This is a genomic window from Burkholderia sp. BCC0398, from assembly GCF_902833245.1.
Lineage (GTDB): Bacteria > Pseudomonadota > Gammaproteobacteria > Burkholderiales > Burkholderiaceae > Burkholderia > Burkholderia sola.
Map to the genome: position 1 here is coordinate 100,899 of NZ_CADFEM010000016.1, position 19,465 is coordinate 120,363.

Annotated in this window: 18 protein-coding genes; 11 read left to right on the forward strand and 7 right to left on the reverse strand. The window is 65.1% G+C overall.

Translation table 11 applies throughout. From position 1 onward, the window contains the following. Positions 1–197 precede the first annotated feature (197 nt). Positions 198–1,352, forward strand: a complete 1,155-nt coding sequence (locus HWX76_RS29570) for a glycosyltransferase (RefSeq protein WP_060733715.1) — start codon at positions 198–200, stop codon at positions 1,350–1,352. Positions 1,353–1,455: 103 nt separating this feature from the next. Continuing rightward, on the forward strand, positions 1,456–2,190 hold the full coding sequence (locus tag HWX76_RS29575) for a polysaccharide deacetylase family protein (RefSeq protein ID WP_050017165.1): 735 nt from the start codon (positions 1,456–1,458) through the stop codon (positions 2,188–2,190). A gap of 187 nt (positions 2,191–2,377) precedes the next feature. Here HWX76_RS29575 and HWX76_RS29580 read toward each other — a convergent pair whose 3' ends face one another. Then, positions 2,378–4,459 (reverse strand): hypothetical protein, encoded by a 2,082-nt coding sequence (locus tag HWX76_RS29580; RefSeq protein ID WP_176016749.1) that lies wholly within the window; start codon positions 4,457–4,459, stop codon positions 2,378–2,380. Positions 4,460–4,705: 246 nt separating this feature from the next. Here HWX76_RS29580 and HWX76_RS29585 point away from each other — a divergent pair, with 246 nt between their 5' ends. The 7 genes from HWX76_RS29585 to HWX76_RS29610 all read left to right on the forward strand — a co-directional run bounded on the left by HWX76_RS29585 (position 4,706) and on the right by HWX76_RS29610 (position 12,301). Then, a complete protein-coding gene (locus HWX76_RS29585; protein ID WP_050017167.1) occupies positions 4,706–5,824 on the forward strand; it encodes a helix-turn-helix transcriptional regulator in 1,119 nt (372 codons plus the stop codon). 426 nt (positions 5,825–6,250) lie between these two features. Continuing rightward, the gene (locus tag HWX76_RS29590) at positions 6,251–6,637 is read left to right on the forward strand and encodes an ectoine synthase (protein WP_050017168.1); all 387 of its coding nucleotides are present in this window, start codon (positions 6,251–6,253) and stop codon (positions 6,635–6,637) included. Positions 6,638–6,744: 107 nt separating this feature from the next. Further along, positions 6,745–7,965: an MFS transporter gene (locus HWX76_RS29595; RefSeq protein WP_050017169.1), complete on the forward strand. Its 1,221-nt coding sequence runs from the start codon at positions 6,745–6,747 to the stop codon at positions 7,963–7,965. Continuing rightward, complete coding sequence (locus tag HWX76_RS36545) at positions 7,955–9,478, forward strand: class I adenylate-forming enzyme family protein (protein WP_200891640.1); 1,524 nt, start codon at positions 7,955–7,957, stop codon at positions 9,476–9,478. The genes HWX76_RS29595 and HWX76_RS36545 overlap by 11 nt, the downstream gene beginning before the upstream one ends. Next, on the forward strand, positions 9,373–10,512 hold the full coding sequence (locus HWX76_RS36550) for a class I SAM-dependent methyltransferase (RefSeq protein ID WP_244138032.1): 1,140 nt from the start codon (positions 9,373–9,375) through the stop codon (positions 10,510–10,512). The genes HWX76_RS36545 and HWX76_RS36550 overlap by 106 nt, the downstream gene beginning before the upstream one ends. A gap of 47 nt (positions 10,513–10,559) precedes the next feature. Then, entirely contained in the window at positions 10,560–11,744 is a 1,185-nt protein-coding gene (locus tag HWX76_RS29605; RefSeq protein ID WP_244138033.1) for an acyl-CoA dehydrogenase family protein, read from the forward strand. Continuing rightward, on the forward strand, positions 11,741–12,301 hold the full coding sequence (locus HWX76_RS29610) for a RidA family protein (protein ID WP_089489956.1): 561 nt from the start codon (positions 11,741–11,743) through the stop codon (positions 12,299–12,301). Before HWX76_RS29605 ends, HWX76_RS29610 begins: the two co-directional genes overlap by 4 nt. A 113-nt stretch (positions 12,302–12,414) precedes the next feature. Here the strand turns inward: HWX76_RS29610 and HWX76_RS29615 are convergent, their stop codons facing one another. Then, complete coding sequence (locus HWX76_RS29615; RefSeq protein ID WP_050017172.1) at positions 12,415–13,284, reverse strand: LD-carboxypeptidase; 870 nt, start codon at positions 13,282–13,284, stop codon at positions 12,415–12,417. Positions 13,285–13,498: 214 nt separating this feature from the next. Between HWX76_RS29615 and HWX76_RS29620 the strand changes: the two genes are divergently transcribed. Both HWX76_RS29620 and HWX76_RS29625 read left to right on the forward strand, forming a co-directional pair. Then, complete coding sequence (locus HWX76_RS29620) at positions 13,499–14,116, forward strand: LysE family translocator (RefSeq protein ID WP_050017177.1); 618 nt, start codon at positions 13,499–13,501, stop codon at positions 14,114–14,116. Positions 14,117–14,226: 110 nt separating this feature from the next. Next, positions 14,227–14,475, forward strand: coding sequence for a hypothetical protein (locus tag HWX76_RS29625; protein ID WP_050017178.1), 249 nt, complete (start codon positions 14,227–14,229; stop codon positions 14,473–14,475). Positions 14,476–14,607: 132 nt separating this feature from the next. Here HWX76_RS29625 and HWX76_RS29630 read toward each other — a convergent pair whose 3' ends face one another. The 5 genes from HWX76_RS29630 to HWX76_RS29650 form a co-directional block, all read right to left on the reverse strand. Then, positions 14,608–15,966, reverse strand: a complete 1,359-nt coding sequence (locus HWX76_RS29630) for an MFS transporter (RefSeq protein WP_050017179.1) — start codon at positions 15,964–15,966, stop codon at positions 14,608–14,610. A 196-nt stretch (positions 15,967–16,162) separates the two neighbouring features. Next, positions 16,163–16,549, reverse strand: a complete 387-nt coding sequence (gene pcaC / locus HWX76_RS29635; RefSeq protein WP_050017180.1) for a 4-carboxymuconolactone decarboxylase — start codon at positions 16,547–16,549, stop codon at positions 16,163–16,165. Positions 16,550–16,559: 10 nt separating this feature from the next. Continuing rightward, positions 16,560–17,345 (reverse strand): 3-oxoadipate enol-lactonase, encoded by a 786-nt coding sequence (gene pcaD / locus HWX76_RS29640; protein WP_176016751.1) that lies wholly within the window; start codon positions 17,343–17,345, stop codon positions 16,560–16,562. After that, positions 17,345–18,718: a 3-carboxy-cis,cis-muconate cycloisomerase gene (locus tag HWX76_RS29645; RefSeq protein ID WP_176016752.1), complete on the reverse strand. Its 1,374-nt coding sequence runs from the start codon at positions 18,716–18,718 to the stop codon at positions 17,345–17,347. Before HWX76_RS29645 ends, pcaD begins: the two co-directional genes overlap by 1 nt. Before the next feature lie 88 nt (positions 18,719–18,806). Next, positions 18,807–19,463 carry a CoA transferase subunit B gene (locus HWX76_RS29650; protein WP_006482308.1) on the reverse strand — a complete coding sequence of 219 codons (657 nt, stop codon included), beginning with the start codon at positions 19,461–19,463 and terminating at the stop codon, positions 18,807–18,809. Positions 19,464–19,465: the final 2 nt, after the last annotated feature.

Here is a 19,465-nt window from a genome sequence, read left to right on the forward strand (position 1 = left end):
GCAGACATCGACACTACGACACGTAACCGATCTGTAATATTTGGAAATGATTCGCGTTGACGCCGGCGCTTGACGCCAACACGCAATCTCGAGCCGGAAACGCGGCACCGCGTTCACGTCATTGCTTCCATCAGGTCGAGTCATTCATTTCATCAGCAATCCTTCGAAATGAATGACCGAAAAAAAGCGGCATCGTGATGAACATTCTGTACACCAACTTCCACGGCGATTACGGCGGCGGCCAGGACACCTACGTCCGCGATCTCGCGGTCGCGATGAGCCGCCATCATCGCGTGACCGTGGCGTCGCCGGAAGGCAGCCGCCTGTCGCGACTCCTGCAGGACAGTCCCGACGTGGCGATCTTCGACATGGAATTCAAGCCGCGCTGGAACCGGCTGTGCCGGGAGATTCTGCGGCTGCGCCAGCGGATCGCCGGCGAGCGCTTCGACGTGATCCACGTGAACGGGTCCGCCGATCACCGGCAGGTGATGCTCGCGCTGCTCGGCTGCCGGTATCGGCCCGCGGTCGTGCTGACCAAGCACAATACCTATCGCGCCGACAGTTTCGGCAACCTGCTGCGCGCGCGGCTCGCCACCGACCATACGATCGCGGTCAGCGACTACGTCGCGAGCATGCTCGCGCTGCGCTCGCCGTACGGAAACGTCACCGTGGTCAAGCACGGCGTGCGCCGGCCGGCTGCCGAACGACTGGCGGCCGACGAGATCCGCCGCCGCAAGATCGCGCGGTTCGGGGCATCCGGCGCGGACGCGATCGTGCTGGGCAGCAGCGCCGGCACCGCCCCCGAAAAAGGCTGGATGGACCTGATCGCGGCGCTCGGCCGCCTGCCCGAAGCCGAGCGCGAGCGGTTTCGCGTGCTGCTGGTCGGCGCGGAGCCGTCCCGCGAGCAGCGCGAGCAGCTCGCGCGGCACGGCATGGCGTCGCGCACCGCGTTCACCGGGCGCCTCGACGATGTGCGGGCGCCGTTCTCGATCATCGACGTGTCGTTCGTGCTGTCGTACCACGAAAGCCTGTCGTATGCGTGCCGCGAAGCGATGTCGCTCGGCTGCCCCGCGATCGTGACGCGAGTGGGCGGGCTGCCCGAAAACGTCGAACCGGGCGTGGACGGCTGGGTCGTCCCGCCGCGCGAGCCCGCGGCGATCGAAGCGATCCTGCGCGCGATCGTGCAGGCGCCCGGTTGCATCCGGGCGATGGGGCGCAGCGCGCGGCTGAAAGGCCGCCGCGAATTCTCGTTCGATGCGTTCATCGACGCGACCCTCTCCGTCTATCAGAAATCGGTTCGACACAACCCGTCGCGCTGGGTGACCCCGTTGAGAACCACGAAATGGCCATGAATATCTGGAAGAAGTACTGGGACCTGCGCACGCAGGAGTGCGACTTCAAGACCCTGCGGATTTTCCGCAAGGCCGCTTAATCCCGCCTTCCTGCGATCCACCCATGCTTGCGCGCACCTCACGCTATCCGATCCTGATGTATCACCAGATCCGCCCGCTGCCGCCGCCGACCGACCGGCTGCGCGGCCTGAGCGTCGCGCCCGACGCGTTCCGCCGCCAGATGACGCTGTTCAGGCGGCTCGGCTACCGCGGCCTGAGCGTGCGCGAACTGCAGCCGTACCTGCGCGGGGAGCGGCAGGGCAAGGTCTTCGGCATTTCGTTCGACGACGGCTTTCTCAATGTGCTCACGCATGCAATGCCCGTGCTCGACGCGCTCGGGTTCACCGCGACGTGCTACTTCGTCGCCGGCCGGTTCGGCGGCGCGAACGACTGGGATGCGGGCGCGCCGACTGCGCGCTCGCCGCTGATGACGTGCGCGGACATGCTCGCGTGGCGCGATCACGGTCATGAAATCGGCTCGCATACGCTCGATCACGTCGCGTTGTCGTATGTGCCGTCGCCTGTCTCGGACTTTCAGCTTACCGAATCGAAGCGGAAACTCGAAAGGCTGAGCGGCCAATGCGTCGAATCGTTCTGCTATCCGTACGGTGATCTGGATGCGCGCGTGCGCGATCAGGTCATCGCTGCCGGTTACGGCAATGCGACGACGACCCGGCGCGGATGTGCCGGTGCGAACGACGATCCGTTTCTGTTGCCGCGGATTCCGGTCGCGGGTGGGGTCGGCGCCGTGAGGCTGGGGTTCAAGTGTCTGAAGGCGCGGGTGGCGGCGGCCTGGTAGCGCGCATCGTCGCCGGGGCATGCGCCGCAGCGGCTCATCCGCCGACATCCCGATACCCGTCCATGCCGTGTGGGCGCACGGACGGGCTCCGCCATCACGCCAAGGCCGGCGAGCGGAAACGCGCCGACGGGATCGCGAATCGTCCCGCCGGCCGCGCGTTCGCCGCACGCATCGGCCCGGCTGCCCGTTACCGGTCGTACTCGAAGGACTCGGTGAAAGCCGTGTCGCCCGGATCGGACCAGCTCAGGCTCACGAACGAGAAGTCCGTGTTGCCGCCCCAGCCGGCCACCGACGGGAACGCGACGCCCTGATCGCCCGGCACGTTGAGCGTCACCGCCGCACCCGGCTGGACGAGCGGCGCCGATGCGGTACCGTTGACGAACGTCGCCGTTGTCTGCCCGGTCGCGGTTGCGCGAATCTGCACGTTGCCGCGCTTGACGAACGGCAGCCCCGCTTTCGACGTCCACGCCAGCGGGAAGGTCGCGCCGCCCGCGAACGTGGCGGCAGAGCCCGGCGTCAGCTTGTCGCGCGTGGACTGCGCGAGGTCGTGCCACGCGTACTGACGCAGCGCATCGGGCGACGGCGACGGCGTGCGCAAGCGCACCGTGTAGTGCCTGGCCGGCGTCGACGTGTTGCCGTTCTGGTAGACGTCGATCGTATAGGCGCTGAACGGCTTGATGTCGGCCAGCTCGGCGGCGCTCAGTTGCGGCTTCGCCCACGCGGTATTGTTGCGCGGTGCGTCGCCGGGCCACGTGAACAAGCCCTGGTTCGCCGGGTCCTGCGCGACGCCGGCCAGGCGGAAGTTGTTGCGGCACTGCGCACTTTTCGCCAGTGCGGCGAGCTGCGCCGGCGTCTGCCCGCTGGCGATCTGCGCGCGGATGTTCAGCGTGTCGCAGGTGCCGCTCGACGGCTGGAGAAACACGCCGTTGCGCAAGCCGGGGCCGTTGACGATCGCGAAGTCCACCGCGGTGCCGGACGCGTCGACGGCGCCCACCTGCAGGTTGAGCGAATCGACGAACGCGTGGGTCCCCGTCGACGGATTGGCCGGGTTCAACCAGTCCCACTTCTGCGCGTTCGCGTTGACCTTGCTCAATACCGCGCGCTGGTTGCCGATCACGCGCCAGCCGGTATCGCCATTCGCGAGACTGCCCGGCCGCACCGCGAGCTGCACGTGTTGCTGCATGCCGTCGCGAATGCCGTCGCTGCGGGTCCACGCGAGCTTGATCCACATCGTGTCGCTCGCGACGACGCGGATGACTTCCGGCAGGCTGAAGCTGGCGTTGTTCATCGCATCGTCGGCCACGATGCCCGGCGTGCCGCCGGCCGGCGCACCGAACTCCTGGTCGACCGACATCCCGTTGTTCAGATACGCGGCGGGCACGCCTGCATTCAGCGCGCCGGACGCGACATCGTCGACGAAGATCTGGCCGCACGCCGATACGCTGCCGCCCGTGCGCGCAGCGCCGGTCGACCCGGCGAAACACTGGTTGAGCGCGCGCTGCAATGCCGCCAGATCGCTGGCGCTCGGCAGGTTCGACACCACCGCGCCATTGATCGTCGCGGCAGCAGGCAGGCTGGCCTTGTCGCTCGCCTGCGGCGCGACGCCGGGCGCGAGCTGAAGCTGCACCGGCGTATCGCTGGACGCGCCCGCCACCGAGCTGATCTGGATGCCGCCATCCGGCAGCACGTTGATCTTCACTTGGTCGAGCAACCGGTCGAGCCCCGGCGCACCTGCGGTCAACGGGCCGGAAATCAGGTCGACGCCCGTATTGCCGGTGGCGGCGAGCAGGTCGGCCAACACCGTCGAATACGCCTGCACCGTGCCGGCAACGGCCTGGGCCGTGACCTTGCTTTGCAGCAAACCAGTGTCGGCCAGCAGCTTCGTCGGGTCGCCGCCGACGATCGTGGCCGCGATCGCGTTCGTGATCGGCGTGATGTTGATCGTCTGCGTGCCCGCCGTGGCGCTGAGCGCGATCAGCGTGGCCTGCGAATCGGCGACGTTGCCGTATGCGGACAACGCAAAAGGCGCGGTCAAGCCGGTCACCGCGCAATGAAACGCGCCGGTTGACGCATCGGCCGGGCAGTCGACCGTCTTGCCGTTCGCATCGACCAGCTTCACGGTGGCGGCCTGCATCGCAGCGCCGGCCGCCGCGACGCCGCTGACCGTCTGAGCCGCCGGCTGCCCGGGCGGTGGCGAAGAACTGTCGCTACCACCGCAAGCCGACAGGACGAGCGCTGCAATACCGGATACGACAGGCGTGAGTTTCATTGCGTTTCCCCCGACATCCTTCTGGTTGATGCGTGTCATATGCACCGCTCATGCACGCTGGATGGCAGGGATTCTCGCAAAGCCGATTTTCGCGATCATCATTCACGTGGATGAAAATCGGCAAATAACACCGCATGAAACGCAAACAACCTGTGTTAGCCTGAAAAAAATCCTGAAAATTCGGTATTCGAAGCAATATCGTCAGACAAAAACCACATACGAAGATCGCGAAGCGACGGGGGAAGCATGCAACGGGACCAACTCATCGGGGACCTCTATGAGGCCGCGCTGCAGCCGGACGGTTTTCTCGAAGTTTTTCATCGGGTATCCGAATCGCTCGGCGCAAACGTTTTTCACATGTTTAGTTGGGACGCCGCGCGCAATGCCCCGCAATTCTCGATCTATTCGCCGCGCGCGGAATTCGACGAGATCATCGCCCGCTACGACCAGTATTACGGTGCGCTCGATCCACGCCGCGGCTTCGTCGAGAACGCGCCGCTCGGCGAATTCGTTTGCTGTCAGGATCACCTCACCGACCGCGACGTCGAGCGCAGCGAGTTCTTCCAGGACTTTCAGATTCCGTCGGGATTTCGCTACCTGATGGGGATTCGCTTCGCGCGCCCCGGCAGCGACAACATTCTGCTCGGGCTACTGCGAGCGCATGGCCGCGCGCCGTATTCGCCGGAGGAACGCGCGACGCTGACCGGTATGGCCGGGCATCTGCAACGCTCGATCAACCTGTGGCGAGACGCGCGCGTGCTGCATCGCGACGCCACGCTCGGCGCCGAACTGATGGAGGAGCTGGGCCTCTCCGTCTTTGCGCTGGACAGGCACGCGCATGTCGTCTTCGTCAACCGGGCGGCAGAGTCGATGCTGCGCGTCACCACCTGCCTCAAGCTCGAGAACGGCTACCTGAGCGCGACGAGCGCGCCGCAGAACGATGCACTCAAGGCGGCGTTGACACGTGTCGCGAAGACTCGCAAGAGCGAGAGCGTTGCGCTTTCGGGCACGCTGGTGGCCGCGCATGAAGTTTTTCTCAGCATCGCGGCGCTGTCCGGACAGGCGCTCCATGCGACGTTCGGCGATGCGACGCTGCTGGTCACGGTCAGGCGACGCGGCGCGGCGCCGCTCGTCGTCGCACAACAGTTGCGGCAGTCGTTCGGTTTGTCGAGCGCCGAAGCGGCGGTGGCTGAGGCACTGATCAACGGCAAGACGCCTGATGAGTGTGCGGCCAGCGCGGGTGTGTCGCTAGCGACGGTGCGTACTCAATTGCGGGCGATCTATGAAAAGACCCATTCGCGGAATCAGGCCGAAGCGGTCGGACGGATGCTTTGGGTACTGCCGCAGCATAAGTGCAAGGATTGAGACGGCGCAGGGCGGGTAGTTGTAGCCGGGTCGTGATCAGCGATCAATTCGATAATTAGAGGATCACGCGACTCGCAAAAATGCCGGGTTTAATACATCCATCGAAGATAGAACATTCAACCCTTCCCAAACTATGAAAACACCCCTCATCAAGACAGCTTTGAAAGTCAGGCAACCCACGGATATGTAGAAAAACTACATCGCCCCTCTCCAGCGCAGCCCCCAACACCATCAAGACAGATTTACGTAATCACCATAAATTCCCTCATATTCCGCGCTTGACCAGCTACGCCGCCAGCGGTTAATGTTGAAAAACTACATGATTTAGCCGGCCATCCTGTTACGGGCACTGGCTTGCTTTTTCGTGGCTTCGCTTCCACCGAGAGCAGGACAATAATTTCTTACATAAAAGAAAGGAGTGCGAATATGTTCGTCAGGAACCTGAGAGATGTCGAAAAAGATGGACTGCTTGTCGAATGGGGATCCGGCACAAGCCATCGCTTGTTGACGGAAAAGGACGGCATGGGATACGGCGTGTGCCATACGGTGGTGCGTGCGGGTACGGAATCGCTACTGCAATACCGCAACCATCTCGAAGCCTGTTATTGCATTGCGGGCGAAGGCGAGGTCGAGGACATGAACGGGAACGTCTTTCCGATCCGCCCGGGCACCCTCTACGTGCTCGATCAGCACGACCAGCATTACCTGCGCGGCGGCAAAGACGGGGATCTAGTGCTTGTCAGCGTCTTCAATCCCCCGCTCAAGGGACACGAACGGCATAACCTGGCGTCTGCAGAAGCATCCGCTTACTAAGGCTCGATACGCTCATTCCGGGAGGCCCCGGGGTAGCAGCCCTCCCGGCAACGTCCGCAGGAGCGCGCATGCATCGCGTGCTCCGCGCAAAAGAAAGGTGACCGTTCGTGCGCGCCCAGCATCAAGCCTTTTTCCATTCGCTTTTCCTTGCCCGCCTCGCCGACCAGATTCTGTTGTTTCTCGTGCCGCTGGTCATCTTTCAGATGACAGGACGCGTGTCCTGGTCGGGCATCGCGTTTTCGCTCGAAACACTGCCGAGATACCTGTGCTTCCCGTTTCTAGGCGCGCTTTGCGACCGGTATTCGCCCACGAAGCTGATGCGCGTCAGTCAGATTCTCCGCGCGGCGGTATGCGTCGCGGGCGTCGCCGCCTACGACCTCGTCGGCGGCATCGGATGGCTGATCGCGCTGTCCGCGTTGTGCGGCATGCTGACGAGTCAGGGCATCGTTGCGCGCGAGGTGATGCTGCCGCAGATATTCAGCAGCCATCGCTTCGAAAAAGTGCTGTCGTATTCGCAATTGGCCGACCAGCTTGGCCTGGTGCTCGGCCCCATGCTCGCGGCGATCCTGCTGTCCTGGTGGCGCTGGGAATTCGTCGTCGCGGCCGCCGCCGTGCTGTTCGTCACGGCCGACGTCGCGCTCGCCTATTGGCAAAAGGCCAGCGCGTTCGAATTCGTGATGCCGGAAGGCACGCACGGCACCTGGTTCAAGCCGATCAGGACGGCCTTGTCTCACGTCGTCCATCTCCCGGGCCTCAAGTCCGTCATCATGCTGGCTGCCGCGGAGAACCTCGTGATCGGCGTCACGCTCGCGACATCCGCCGCGATGGTCACCGGCTTTCATCACGAAAGCGGACGCTATTACGCAGGACTGCAAACGGCAGGCGCGTGCGTGACGATCGCGATTCTGCTGATGACGGCGAGGTTGCATGTCCCGCGGCGCATCCTCGGCCTCGTCGGCTTCGGTTCGATCTGTGTCGGCGGCGTTATCGCGGCAGCCAGCCCGGGAATTGCGGGATACGTTTTCGGCTTCCTGCTGATCGTCGGGTTCGACAAGATGTTCAACGTGTACATCCGGAGCACGCGGCAGAAGATCATCCCCGCGCGTGACTACGGCAAGACGACGGGCGTCGTCATCCTCCTCAACAACATGACACAGCCGCTCGCGGGCGTCGCGGTAGGCGTGTTCTCGACGCGTTTCGGACCAGACACGGTGATCATGGTGCTGTCCGTGTGCATGGGTTGCCTCGGGTTGCTGGTCTCGCTCGCGCCCCGCATTCGAAAAGACCACAGCCCCTCGTCGGCCTCGGCGTCCTCGCATGAAGGCTGATGCCATGATCGAACGACTCCCGACATACTTCGAGCGCAGCGCGAGCAGCCGGCGAGACAAAATCGCGCTGGCGGTCGACGGACGTTCGGCAACCTACGGCGAATTGCTGGACGTGATGTCGACGATAGCCGATACGCTTCGCCGTCTCGGCATTCCCGCCGGCGCGCGCGTCGCGCTCTATTCGGAGATGTCCGTGCATGCGGTGGCGGCTGCATTCGGCATCCTGAAGGCGGGATGCATCCTGGCATGCATCAGGCACACGATCGACACCGCCGAACTGGAGCAGCAGATCGCGGATTGCGGCGCCAGCGCGCTCGTGGCATCGCGATCGACCTCGCCGCGCATCGCGTCCCGTCATCGCGCGGTCACAATCGACGCGACCCGCGGCGACCTGTCGGACTATGTCGTCTGCTTCGCGACCGACGGCGCATCCGAAGCGGTCAATCCCTCCGTGGATGACGCCGCAACGATCTTCTACACATCCGGCTCGACCGGCGATTCGAAGGGCGTGCTCGTCACGCACCGGAACATGATTGCCGCATTCCGCTCCGTCTCCGGCTATCTCGCCAATAGCGAACGCGACATCGTGCTCAGTTTCTCCCCGGGCTTGAGTTCGGACTACGGCTTTTACAACACGGTCATGCCGCTGCTGTTCGGGGGCCGTGCCGTGGTCGAGACGGCGTTGCCCGCGTCGGGCGCCGCCATCGTCGACATCATTGAGCGACACGGCGTAACCGGCCTGCACGTCTTTCCGCCGGCGCTTTTCCGTCTGTGCGAATCGGGCGACCTGCCTGCCTCGAGACTGCAATCGCTGCGGTATGTCTCGACCAGTGGACAGGCGTTGCCCGGCAAGTACATTCGCCTGCTCAGGCGTGCGCTACCGGCTGTCCTGATCTACTGCAACTACGGTTCGACCGAGTGCAAACGCATCGCCTACCTGCCGCCCGCCGAACTCGATAGACGTATCGGCTCAGTCGGCAAAGCCATTCCGGGCATCAGGACCTACCTCGTCGGCAACGACGATGCGCTCGTGGTCCAGCCCTGGCAGGTCGGTGAACTGGCGGTAGCCGGCGATCTGCTGATGGAGAAATACTGGGAGCGCGAAAGCGATACCGCCCGCGTCATTCGCAAAGGATGTTTCGGTGAATCGCGCGTGTTCATGACCGGTGATCTGTTCGCGATGGACGAGGAAGGATTCCTGTTCTTTCAATGCAGGAAAGGCGACCTGTTCGATCGAGACGGCGTGCCGGTGAATCCGCGCGCCGTCGAGCGGGTATTGCTCGACCACGAATCCGTTGCGGAGGCGCTCGTCGTACCGGTTTCCCGATCCGACGGCGCACACGTCCCCAAAGCCTATGTCGTTCCCGCTGCGACATCTGCGGCCAATGCAATCGAACTGCTCGATCATTGTCGCCGCCATCTGGATTCCGCTGCGGTTCCGGCAAGCATCGACTTTCTGCGAGCACTGCCAAGAACGTTCGGCGGCAAGGCGTCCGCCCAGGGTTTGAACTGATACCACATGCAAAGAGGTCAACCATGACGTCAAGCGGAATCGAGGACGGCGCGGAGCAGTACCTGGAAAGCGCGCCGATGATCCGGATGGCAAGTTATTTTCACAGCCTGGCGACGGGCGCGACGCAGGTGCCGAAGCAATCGGTCGCGAGCCGCATCCGCCATTTGCTGCGCGATCCGGACGTGCTTGCCTATCACGACCTGATGGTCGCCGAAGCCGGGCCGCTGTTCACGCATTTCCTTGCCAGCGTGCCAGCCATACTGGAGGAAATGTCGCGCGTCGGCGTCGCGCTCACGCGGTATTCCGAACGTCGCAGGCAGCACGCGGATCAGCACTTCGAGTTTTACGAGGTCGATGCCTTCGACGGCACCAACGGCAGAACGCTGGCAAAACGATCGAACGGCCTGATCCGCACGTTCACGAACTCGCCCAATCCGGCCAACGAAACGACGTTCAACCGGTTCGCCAATCACGACTTCTCGGCGTTCCACCCGCAGGCATTCGCCCACGTCACCCCTCGGCTGTTCCGCGAACATGCGCGCCTCGACCGCTTCTCCGGCACGTTCGACTACATCTACGAGACTGCCGCATTTCAGTTCTATGGCGTGGATCGCGCGGACCAGATTCGTCACGTCGCGCGCCTGCTCAAACCGAACGGATTGATCTTCTTCCTCGAGAAGCTCAACTGCGATTCGCTCGACGAGTATGACAAGCGCGAACGCGTCAAGGACGAACTGCACAAGCGCCATTACTTCAGCCGCGAGGAAATCGACTGGAAGCGCAACCAGATGCTGTCGCAGATGCAAAACGGGCAGGTGACGTTCGATACGCTCGTCGCGTCGATTCACGAGCAATTCGAACATGTCTATCTGCTCTGGAACGGGACGAATTTTCACGAGTTCGTCGCCTCCAACGACGCACGATCGATCGAGGCATTCGTCTCGCTGCTCGGCGAACCCTGCATCGAGCCCGTGTTCTGCTTCGAGCACCCCGTACCGCGCAGAGTAGCCGGGCCGCGAGGAGACGCGACGTGATGCAGCTGCATGATGACCTCCCGTCAATGGATACGATCCGGTCATGCGTGGACGGGCTCGAACTCGAGCGCACGCAGATCGGACGACGCATCGAACAACTGCTCCCGCACTGGCAGGCTCGCGCACAGGCGGCCGATCAGCTCGCGCGCCTGTCGCCCGAGACCATGGCCGAACTGCACGATACCGGGCTCCTCCACCTGCTGACGCCGCGCCGCTACGGCGGATTGCAGCAGGACTTCCCGACACTCGTCGAAGCTGCCCGGCTCGCGGCCACCGCATGCGCGTCCACGGCCTGGATGTTGAGTGTCGTCGGCGGACATGTGACGACTGCGGCGCGCCTGCCCGCCGGCTGTCAGGACATCATCTTCGCGAACGGGCCGCGACAGCTGTTCGCGACGGCCACGGTTCAGAACGGCACGTTCGTCAGGGACGGCAGCGGATTCCGGTTGAACGGCATCTGGCGCTACAGCTCGGGCATCGATCACGCAACCTGGGTAATCGTCTCGGCACGACTCGGCGGGACGGACGCACCGGAGGCCCAGGAGATCTTCAAGGTCGTGGTTCGACGCGAAGACGTCCGTGTGCTCGACACGTGGCACGTGTCCGGGATGCGCGCGACAGGCTCCAGGGATATTGCATTCGACAAGCTGTACGTGTCGGACGAGTGGGTGTTCGCTCGTTCGAACTATTTTGGCCCGCATCCCGCCGGCGCCGACCTGCATCCCGACGCGTATCTGTACGACGTGCCGCTCATCCCGTACAGCACGACGTGGATCATCGGACCGATTCTGGGCTGCGCACAGGGCGCATACCGGCACTGCATCGATACGCTCCGCAGCCGCGGTAGAAGCGGCGACGCGGTGCTTTGCGGGCACATCGCGAAAAGCGACGCGGAGCTCGCCTGCGCCGGTCGTCTCTACGACGCGCTGGTCCGCACCTTGCACACGGCCGGCATCGCGCGACGCGCGGTGTCGCCTGCCGAGACGGTCCGCATCAGGCGTGATCGCGCGTTCATCGCACAGCTTTGCGTCGACGCGATCCGGCGACTGATCGGCAGCATGGGCACCGCCGTGGCATTCGACGCCCATCCTGCACAACGTCACTGGCGCGACCTGCAGGTCATGGCGGCGCACATCGACGTCGGCTGGGACGCGGCGGCTGTTGCGTATGGCGGCCACGCGATCGCGCATTCGACGGACACGTCCCGCGAGTCTCCGCCGGTGTATCAATGAATACCGCGATGCCGGACGACGAAACGGAGACGATCGACATGAACCGGGACGCGATATTCCGCGGCATTGCCGATGCGCTGGGACTCGCCGTGGACGAGGATTTTGGTGCGGCCGGGCGGTACGCGCCGCTCGTGCGCTGTGACAACCAGATCTTCGTCAGTGGACAAATTCCGAAGCTCAACGGCGAAATCGCCGTTCGCGGTTTGATCGGATCGGACGTGTCGGTGGACAGCGGTCGGCGCGGCGCGATGATCTGTGCCGCTCGCTGCATCGCGCTGTTACAACGGTCGCTCGGCACCCTCGAGCGGGTCCGGGCCGTTCCGCGCCTCGGCGTCTATATGCAAAGCGATCCTGAATTCGAAGAACACAGTGCCGTCGCCGATGGCGCGTCGGAGGTGGTGCATTCCGTGTTCGGCGAAGCGGGCGTGCACGCAAGAACGTCACTCAGTGCATTCCGGCTGCCTCGATACGCTGCGGTCGAAGTGGATCTGGTTGCGTTCGTCTGGCGGGATTCCGGCGGAGGGAGGGGTACGGCGAGGGGTAAGGGGCAGACGTAAAACTCCAAAAATTGCGGCGGTTAAAGCAGATTATTTCGAGGCGTTTTCATCATCAATTCAAAGACAACAGATTGGGACTGCGGACGCGCGTTCCCGTCCTTCTAGATTCGACGCTACGCGACGAACCGGATCGCGCCGTTCTCGATGGCAGCCTGGTTGCCGTATTGCCAAGTGATGTTGCGGTGTTCATGTCCGATCGGCAGACCCGAGTAGATCGGCAGGCCGAAGCCGCCCAGCACGTCGACAAGCATCTGCTCGAGCGTGAAATCCGCGCCATCCGGGATCGGGCAGCGCGTGAACTGCCCGAGCACGAACGCGCGGGCCCCGTCGAACGCGCCGCTCAGACGCAGTTGCGTCAGGCTGCGGTCGAGCCGGTAGCCGAATTCCGTCACGTCTTCCAGCAGTACGATCGCATCGCGTGAGCGAAGCGACCAGCGTGTACCCGCGACGCTCGCGAGCACCGTCACGTTGCCGCCGCACAGATGTCCCCGCACCGCATCAGGGGCGCCGGACACATGCCGCAGGCTCAGCGGTGCGCGTTTGCCACCGGTCAGCACGGCGCGCATGTCGGCACGCGTCGCGTCGTCGACCTTGGTCGCCAGGCTGTGGAATGTCGGACCATGCAACAAGCGCACGCCGGGCCGGTCTGCAAGCGCGCAGAATAGCGACGTCGCGTCGGAAAAACCGACGATCGTCTTCGGCGTCGCGATCTCGTCGGGCAGGCGCTCGAGCAGATGCGCGCAACCGAATCCCCCTCGCGCGAGCCAGACGATATCGATTGACGGATCCATCAAGGCGCGCCGCAGGTCGTCCGCGCGCTCCTCGGCGGTACCGGCAAAATAGCGGTACCGATTGCCGAGATGCGCGCCCGTCGTGACCTTGAAGCCCCAGCTTTCGACGAGCGCGATGCCGCGCGCTATTCCTTGCGGATCGGGCACACCTGCAGGCGCGACGACGCACACTGTCTTGCGTCTTGATTCCATTGAACGGATACCGTGAGGACAAGAACCCGCTGAATATACCTGATACCACTCGCGAGCCGCTCACACCTGCGAGGCGCCACGCTCTCGCACGCAGCAAGCGATCGCCGCCCCCTTCCCGTACCGGCATTCGTCACTCCAACTGTACCGGTACTGTACAGAAAACCGTCGCTACACTGACTCCATCCCAGCCTCGAACACAAATGGAGAATCCGCGATGGAATTCCTCACCGTCAGCGCGCTGCCGGCCGGCATGCTGTTCGCGCTCGTCACGTCGATCACGCCCGGCCCGAACAACACGATGCTGCTCGCGTCCGGCGTCAACTTCGGTTTCCGCCGCACGATGCCGCACCTGTTCGGCATCAGCATCGGCGTCGCGATCCTGATGCTCTGCGTCGGCTTCGGCCTCGGCGAGGCGTTCAAGCGCCTGCCGCTGCTGTACACGATCCTCGAAGCCGCGAGCGTCGCCTATCTGCTGTACCTCGCCTGGCGCATCGGCACGTCGGGCGAAGTGAAGGCACACGGCGCCAAGCCGCGGCCGATGACGTTCATCGAAGCCGCCGCGTTCCAGTGGGTCAATCCGAAAGCGTGGATGATGGTGCTGACCGCCGCGACGACGGTCCAGCTGTCCGCCGACTACGGGATGAACGCCGCATGGATGTCCGTCGTGTTCATCCTGATCGGCTTCCCGTGCATCTGCCTGTGGGCGGCATTCGGCCTCGGCTTGCGGCGCTTCCTGTCGAATCCCCGCGCGCTGCGCATCTTCAACGTGACGATGGCCGTGCTGCTGATCCTGTCGCTGTACCCGCTCGTCGCCCATCTGCTGCCGCAGTAAGCGCTCACCAGCGCGCCCGTTGAGCTTCGCGTGCGGCAGGCGTACCCTTTCGGTACGGGCGCGTGCGACCGCTTCGGCGGTTGCACCGCTGCTCTGCATGGAGATTGCTGATGAAGCCAATGCTGAGAGCGGGCGAGCACATCGAGGGCATGCACTGGATCGCCGAGTATCACCCGCTCACGCACGACATCCGCGTGCTGCGCGAGAACATCGAAGTCGGCACTTACTGCGCGCCGCCGACGCTGTTCGGCGACGAGGAGGAAATGGGCGCCGCGAACCACGACGATCATCGCAGCCGGGAAGCCGCGTTGCGCGCGTATCTGCGCAACTTCGTCAAGGAACACGACGCGGAGGAGTAACGGTGCGACGGCCGGAATGCCGACGGGCCGCGAAGGCGGCCCGGTCTGCTGTCGTGCGTCGGTCGATTGGCTTGCAACCGATCCGAATCCGTCATGCACTGGGCCGGCGCACCGCACCGGCCCGCACGCCGCTCAATGCCCGAGCGACTCGATCTTGCCTGCCGGCTGCGCGACGCCATGCGGCCGCGCCATCTGCTTGATCAGTAGCGCAGCGCAGGCCAGCACGCCCGCGACGGCGATCGTCGCGAACACGCCCGCGAACGAGAAGTGCCGGCGCGTCAGTTCGGCGACGAGGAACGACCCCGCGATCCCGCCGAAACGACCGACGCCGAGCATCCACGCGACGCCCGTGCCGCGCCCTTCGGTCGGATAGAACGCGGCGGCCAGCGCCGGCATCGACGATTGCGCGGTATTCATCAGCACGCCGGCCACGAACACGACCAGCACCAGCAACCCGACGTTGCCGGCCGCCTGCCCGATCGCATATACGCTCACAGCCGTCAGCGCGTAGCACACGGCGATCACGCGGTTCGCGTTGAAGCGGTCCATCAGCACGCCGCACAGCACCGCGCCCACGCCGCCGAGCGGGAACAGCGCGGAGATCAGCGTCGCGCTCTTCGGCGTCAGGCCCGCATCCTTCAGCAGAATCGGCATCCAGTTGATCGACGCGTAGAAGATCACGAGGCCCATGAAGTATGCGAGCCACAGCATCACCGAGCCGACGAGGTACGAGCGCGACAGCACGACGCCGAGGCCCTTGCCGCCGGTCTGCGGCGCGGCTTCGGTCAGCACGAACGAGCCGGCGTTCAGCGCGTCGCGCGAGATCCGTGCGAGCGTGGCGCGGATCTTGTCGATGGACCGGCCGCTCGCGACCATGAAGCGCACCGATTCCGGCATCTTCAGCAGCAACAGCACGCCGAGCAGCAGCGGCGTCACGCCGCCGAGCATCAGCACGCTGCGCCAGCCGAAATGCGGAATCATCCATGCGGCCAGGAAACCGCCGAACGCGGCGCCGAGCGGAAAGCCGCAGAACATCAGGTTGATCACGGTCGCGCGGCGCTTGTCCGGGCAGAATTCGCCCATCATCGTGACCGCGTTCGGCATCGCTGCGCCGAGCCCGACGCCGGTGATGAAGCGCAGGATCGTCAGGTGTCCGATCGTGTTCGAGAACGCGGACATCAGGCATGCGACCCCGAACAGGAACACTGAACCGAGCAGCAGCGAGCGGCGGCCGAGCCGGTCGGACAGCGGGCCCGACACGAGCGCGCCGCACGCCAGGCCGAACAGCGCGGCGCTGAGCACCGGCGCGAGATCGGGCTTCGTGAGGTTCCATTCGCCGAGCAGCGACGGCGCGATGAAGCCGATCGCGGCCGTATCGAAGCCGTCGAGCAGCACGATCACGAAACACATGAGGAATACGAGCCATTGAAAGCCGCCGAACGGCTGCTCGTTGATGAAGGTCTGGACATCGACCACGGGTGTGCGATTCATCGCTTGTCTCCTTGTCGGCCGGCGTGGGCGCGTCAGCGCTCGATCCGGTCGCATCCAACATTGATATAGATGCAACAAGCGCGGCCTCGTGGCCGCGCCTTTCCTTCGTTCACGCACCGATTCGCTGCCGGCGCGTTCTTCATCGACGACGGCCCGCCAACCTCGGCGGGCCAATCGATCAGATTACCGCCGGCACTTAACCGGCCCCATCTTGTTCCTTGAAGATCTTGTCCGCGAGATGGAACGCGGAATTCGCGGCCGGCACGCCGCAATAGATCGCGGTCTGCAGCAGCACTTCCTTGATCTCGTCGCGCGTCACGCCGTTGTTGCGCGCGGCGCGCAGGTGCAGCGCCAGCTCCTCGCCGCGGTTCAGCGCGACCATCATCGCGATGGTCAGCAGGCTGCGCGTATGGCGCGGCAGGCCGTCGCGCGTCCAGATCTCGCCCCACGCATAGCGCGTGATCAGGTTCTGAAATTCCTCCGTCACTTCGGTACGATTCTCGAGCGAACGGTCGACGTGCGCGTCGCCAAGCACCGCGCGACGCACCTTCATCCCTGCTTCATAACGTTCCTGGTCGTCCATCGCCGGTGCCTCACGCAGTCAGGAAATCGAGCAGCGCGCGGTTGAAACCGTCGGTGCACTCGATGTTCGAAATGTGCGCGGCGTCGAATTCGACGTGCAGCGCACCGCGAATCGCGGCGGCGAGCGCGCGGCCCTGGTCGGGCGGCGTCGACATGTCCTTCGCACCGGTCACGACAAGCACCGGCAGTGCGATGCCCTTCACTTCCTCGCGCAGGTCGGCCGCGTTCAGCGCGTCGCAGTTCGCCGCGTAGCCGTCCTTGTCGGTATGCACGAAGGTGTCGCGGATCGCGTCGAACAGGCGCGGCTCGCGGTCGACGAATGCGTCGGTGAACCAGCGCGGCAGCACGGCGTCGGCGAGCGCGGCCATCCCTTCGGCGCGCGCCTTCTGCGCACGCGGCGCCCACACTTCCGGCGAGCCGATCTTGGCCGAGGTATTCGACAGCACCGCGCGCACGATGCGCGACGGGTAGCGCGCGGCGAGCGCGGCGCCCGTCAATCCACCCATCGAGATCCCGCAGAAATGCGCGCAGTCGATGCCGACGTGGTCGAGCAGGCCGATCACGTCGCCGGCCAGCTGTTCGATCGTGTACGAACCGGCCGGCGCGTCGGAATGGCCGTGGCCGCGCGTGTCGTAGCGCAGGATATTGAAGTGCTGCGTGAGCGGGCGAATCTGCGGCGCCCACATCTGCAGGTCGGCGCCGAGCGAGTTCGAGAAGACGAGCCACGGCGCGTCGTCGCGTGCGGCACGGTCGATCCGGTAATGCAGTTTCACGCCGTTGACAGTGGCGAAAGGCATCAATGTTCTCCTGGTTGTTTCGCGCCCGCGTGCAGCGCGAGCACGGCGTCGACATAGGCCCGCGCCTCGCCGACGTAATGGGCGGGATCGAGCAGCCGCGCGAGCGCGTCGCGCGACAGGTGGGCCGACACGGTCGCATCGGCGGCGAGCACGTCGAACAGCGTCGCCCCGGTGCGCACGGCTTCCTTCGACGCATGCTCGACGACGTGGTGCGCATCGAGCCGGCCGATCTTGTCGCCGAGTGCGAGCATCACGGCTTCGCCGAGGATCAGCCCGTGCGTCAGGTCGAGGTTCGCGGCGAGGCGGTCGGTATTGACGTCGAGGCCCGCGACGATCTGCGCAATCTGCGCGAGCGCGCCGCCCGTCAGGCGCGCGAGATCGGGCAGCGCATCCCATTCGGCCTGCCAGCCGCCGAGGGCGCGCTCGTGCTCCTGCACCATCCCCGCGAACACGGTCGCGACGAGGTTCGGCGCACGCACGGCGGCCGTCAGCACGGCCGCGCAGCCGACCGGGTTGCGCTTGTGCGGCATCGTCGACGAGCCGCCCTTGCCGGCGGCCGCCGGTTCGCCGAGCTCGCCCACTTCGGTCTGCATCTGCAGCGACACGTCGCGTGCGATCTTGCCGAGCGTGCCGGTCAGCATCCCGAAGCACGACGCGGCTTCCGCGATGCGGTCACGCTGCGTATGCCACGGCACGGCCGGCAACGCGAGCTTCAGGTCGGCCGCGAGCGCGGCGCTCACGCCGGCCGCATGCTCGCGCAGGCTCGCGAGCGTGCCGGCTGCGCCGCCGAACTGCAGCACGAGCGCGCGCTCGCGCAACTCGACGAAGCGCGCGCGATGGCGCAGCAGCGCATCGAGCCATTGGGCGAATTTGAGGCCGAGCGTGATCGGCAGCGCCTGCTGCAGCCACGTGCGGCCGATCATCGGCGTCGCGCGGTGCGTGCGCGCGAGCGCCGCGAGCGACGCGCAGGCTTCGTCGAGCAGCGATTCGAGCACGTCGAGCGTGTCGCGCAACTGCAGCACGGTCGCGGTATCGATGATGTCCTGGCTCGTCGCGCCCCAGTGCACGAACTTCGCGGCCTCGGGGTCGTCGGCCTTCACTTGCGCGGTGAGTTGCTTGACGAGCGGAATCGCGAGATTGCCGCCGAGCGCAGCGCCTTGCGCAAGCGCATCGGCGTCGAGCAGAGCGGCATCGCACGCGCGTTCGATCGGGGCAACCGCGGTGGCGGGAATCACTTGCTGCGCGGCGAGCGCGCGCGCGAGCGCGGCCTCGACGTCGAGCATGCGCTGGATCGTCGCGCGGGGCGACCAGATCCGGTTGAGCGGCTCGGTGCCGCAGATCAGGGAGGTGAGGCGGGCGCTGTCTTCGAGCATGGCATCGGAATGGGGAAACGGCGTGCGCCTATTGTCTACCCAAGCGTGCCGGCGTGCGCACGAAAGCGCGCACCGGCACGCTTGCCGTTCAGGCGGCTGCCTTCTGCGTCGCGTCGATCAGCGGCACGCCGGTCAGCTTCTGCAACTCGTCGAACGACAGGTCGGTGAAGATCTCGCTCACCGCGAGGCCGTCGGCCGTCACGTCGAGCACGGCGAGATCCGTATAGATACGGCTCACGCATTGCACGCCGGTGACCGGATACGAGCACTGCGCGACGATCTTGCTCTCGCCCTGCTTCGTCAGGTGCTCCATCATCACGAACACCTGCTTCGCGCCGATCGCGAGGTCCATCGCGCCGCCGACGGCCGGAATCGCATCGGGCGCACCCGTATGCCAGTTCGCGAGGTCGCCGTTCGCCGATACCTGGAACGCGCCGAGCACGCAGTAGTCGAGATGGCCGCCGCGCATCATCGCGAACGAATCCGAGTGGTGGAAATACGCGCCGCCGGTGAGCAGCGTCACGTGCTGCTTGCCGGCGTTGATCAGCTCGTCGTCTTCCTCGCCGGGCGCGGGCGCCGGGCCCATGCCGAGCAGGCCGTTCTCGCTGTGCAGGAAGATCTCCTTGCTCGGGTCAAGGTGGTTCGCCACCAGCGTCGGCACGCCGATGCCGAGGTTCACGTACGCGCCTTCGGGGATGTCCTGGGCGACGCGCTTGGCCATTTCATCGCGGGTCAGTCGTTTCATGT

What these genes read in the sequence shown, in the direction of transcription:
- HWX76_RS29575 (WP_050017165.1), top strand. Translation starts at nt 1,456, where the DNA reads ATGCTTGCGCGCACCTCACGCTATCCGATCCTGATGTATCACCAGATC.
- HWX76_RS36545 (WP_200891640.1), top strand. Translation starts at nt 7,955, where the DNA reads ATGAAGGCTGATGCCATGATCGAACGACTCCCGACATACTTCGAGCGC.
- HWX76_RS29650 (WP_006482308.1), bottom strand. Translation starts at nt 19,463, where the DNA reads ATGAAACGACTGACCCGCGATGAAATGGCCAAGCGCGTCGCCCAGGAC.
- pcaC (WP_050017180.1), bottom strand. Translation starts at nt 16,549, where the DNA reads ATGGACGACCAGGAACGTTATGAAGCAGGGATGAAGGTGCGTCGCGCG.
- HWX76_RS29580 (WP_176016749.1), bottom strand. Translation starts at nt 4,459, where the DNA reads ATGAAACTCACGCCTGTCGTATCCGGTATTGCAGCGCTCGTCCTGTCG.
- HWX76_RS29620 (WP_050017177.1), top strand. Translation starts at nt 13,499, where the DNA reads ATGGAATTCCTCACCGTCAGCGCGCTGCCGGCCGGCATGCTGTTCGCG.
- HWX76_RS29630 (WP_050017179.1), bottom strand. Translation starts at nt 15,966, where the DNA reads ATGAATCGCACACCCGTGGTCGATGTCCAGACCTTCATCAACGAGCAG.
- pcaD (WP_176016751.1), bottom strand. Translation starts at nt 17,345, where the DNA reads ATGCCTTTCGCCACTGTCAACGGCGTGAAACTGCATTACCGGATCGAC.
- HWX76_RS29615 (WP_050017172.1), bottom strand. Translation starts at nt 13,284, where the DNA reads ATGGAATCAAGACGCAAGACAGTGTGCGTCGTCGCGCCTGCAGGTGTG.
- HWX76_RS29610 (WP_089489956.1), top strand. Translation starts at nt 11,741, where the DNA reads ATGAATACCGCGATGCCGGACGACGAAACGGAGACGATCGACATGAAC.
- HWX76_RS29570 (WP_060733715.1), top strand. Translation starts at nt 198, where the DNA reads ATGAACATTCTGTACACCAACTTCCACGGCGATTACGGCGGCGGCCAG.
- HWX76_RS29645 (WP_176016752.1), bottom strand. Translation starts at nt 18,718, where the DNA reads ATGCTCGAAGACAGCGCCCGCCTCACCTCCCTGATCTGCGGCACCGAG.
- HWX76_RS29590 (WP_050017168.1), top strand. Translation starts at nt 6,251, where the DNA reads ATGTTCGTCAGGAACCTGAGAGATGTCGAAAAAGATGGACTGCTTGTC.
- HWX76_RS29585 (WP_050017167.1), top strand. Translation starts at nt 4,706, where the DNA reads ATGCAACGGGACCAACTCATCGGGGACCTCTATGAGGCCGCGCTGCAG.
- HWX76_RS29625 (WP_050017178.1), top strand. Translation starts at nt 14,227, where the DNA reads ATGAAGCCAATGCTGAGAGCGGGCGAGCACATCGAGGGCATGCACTGG.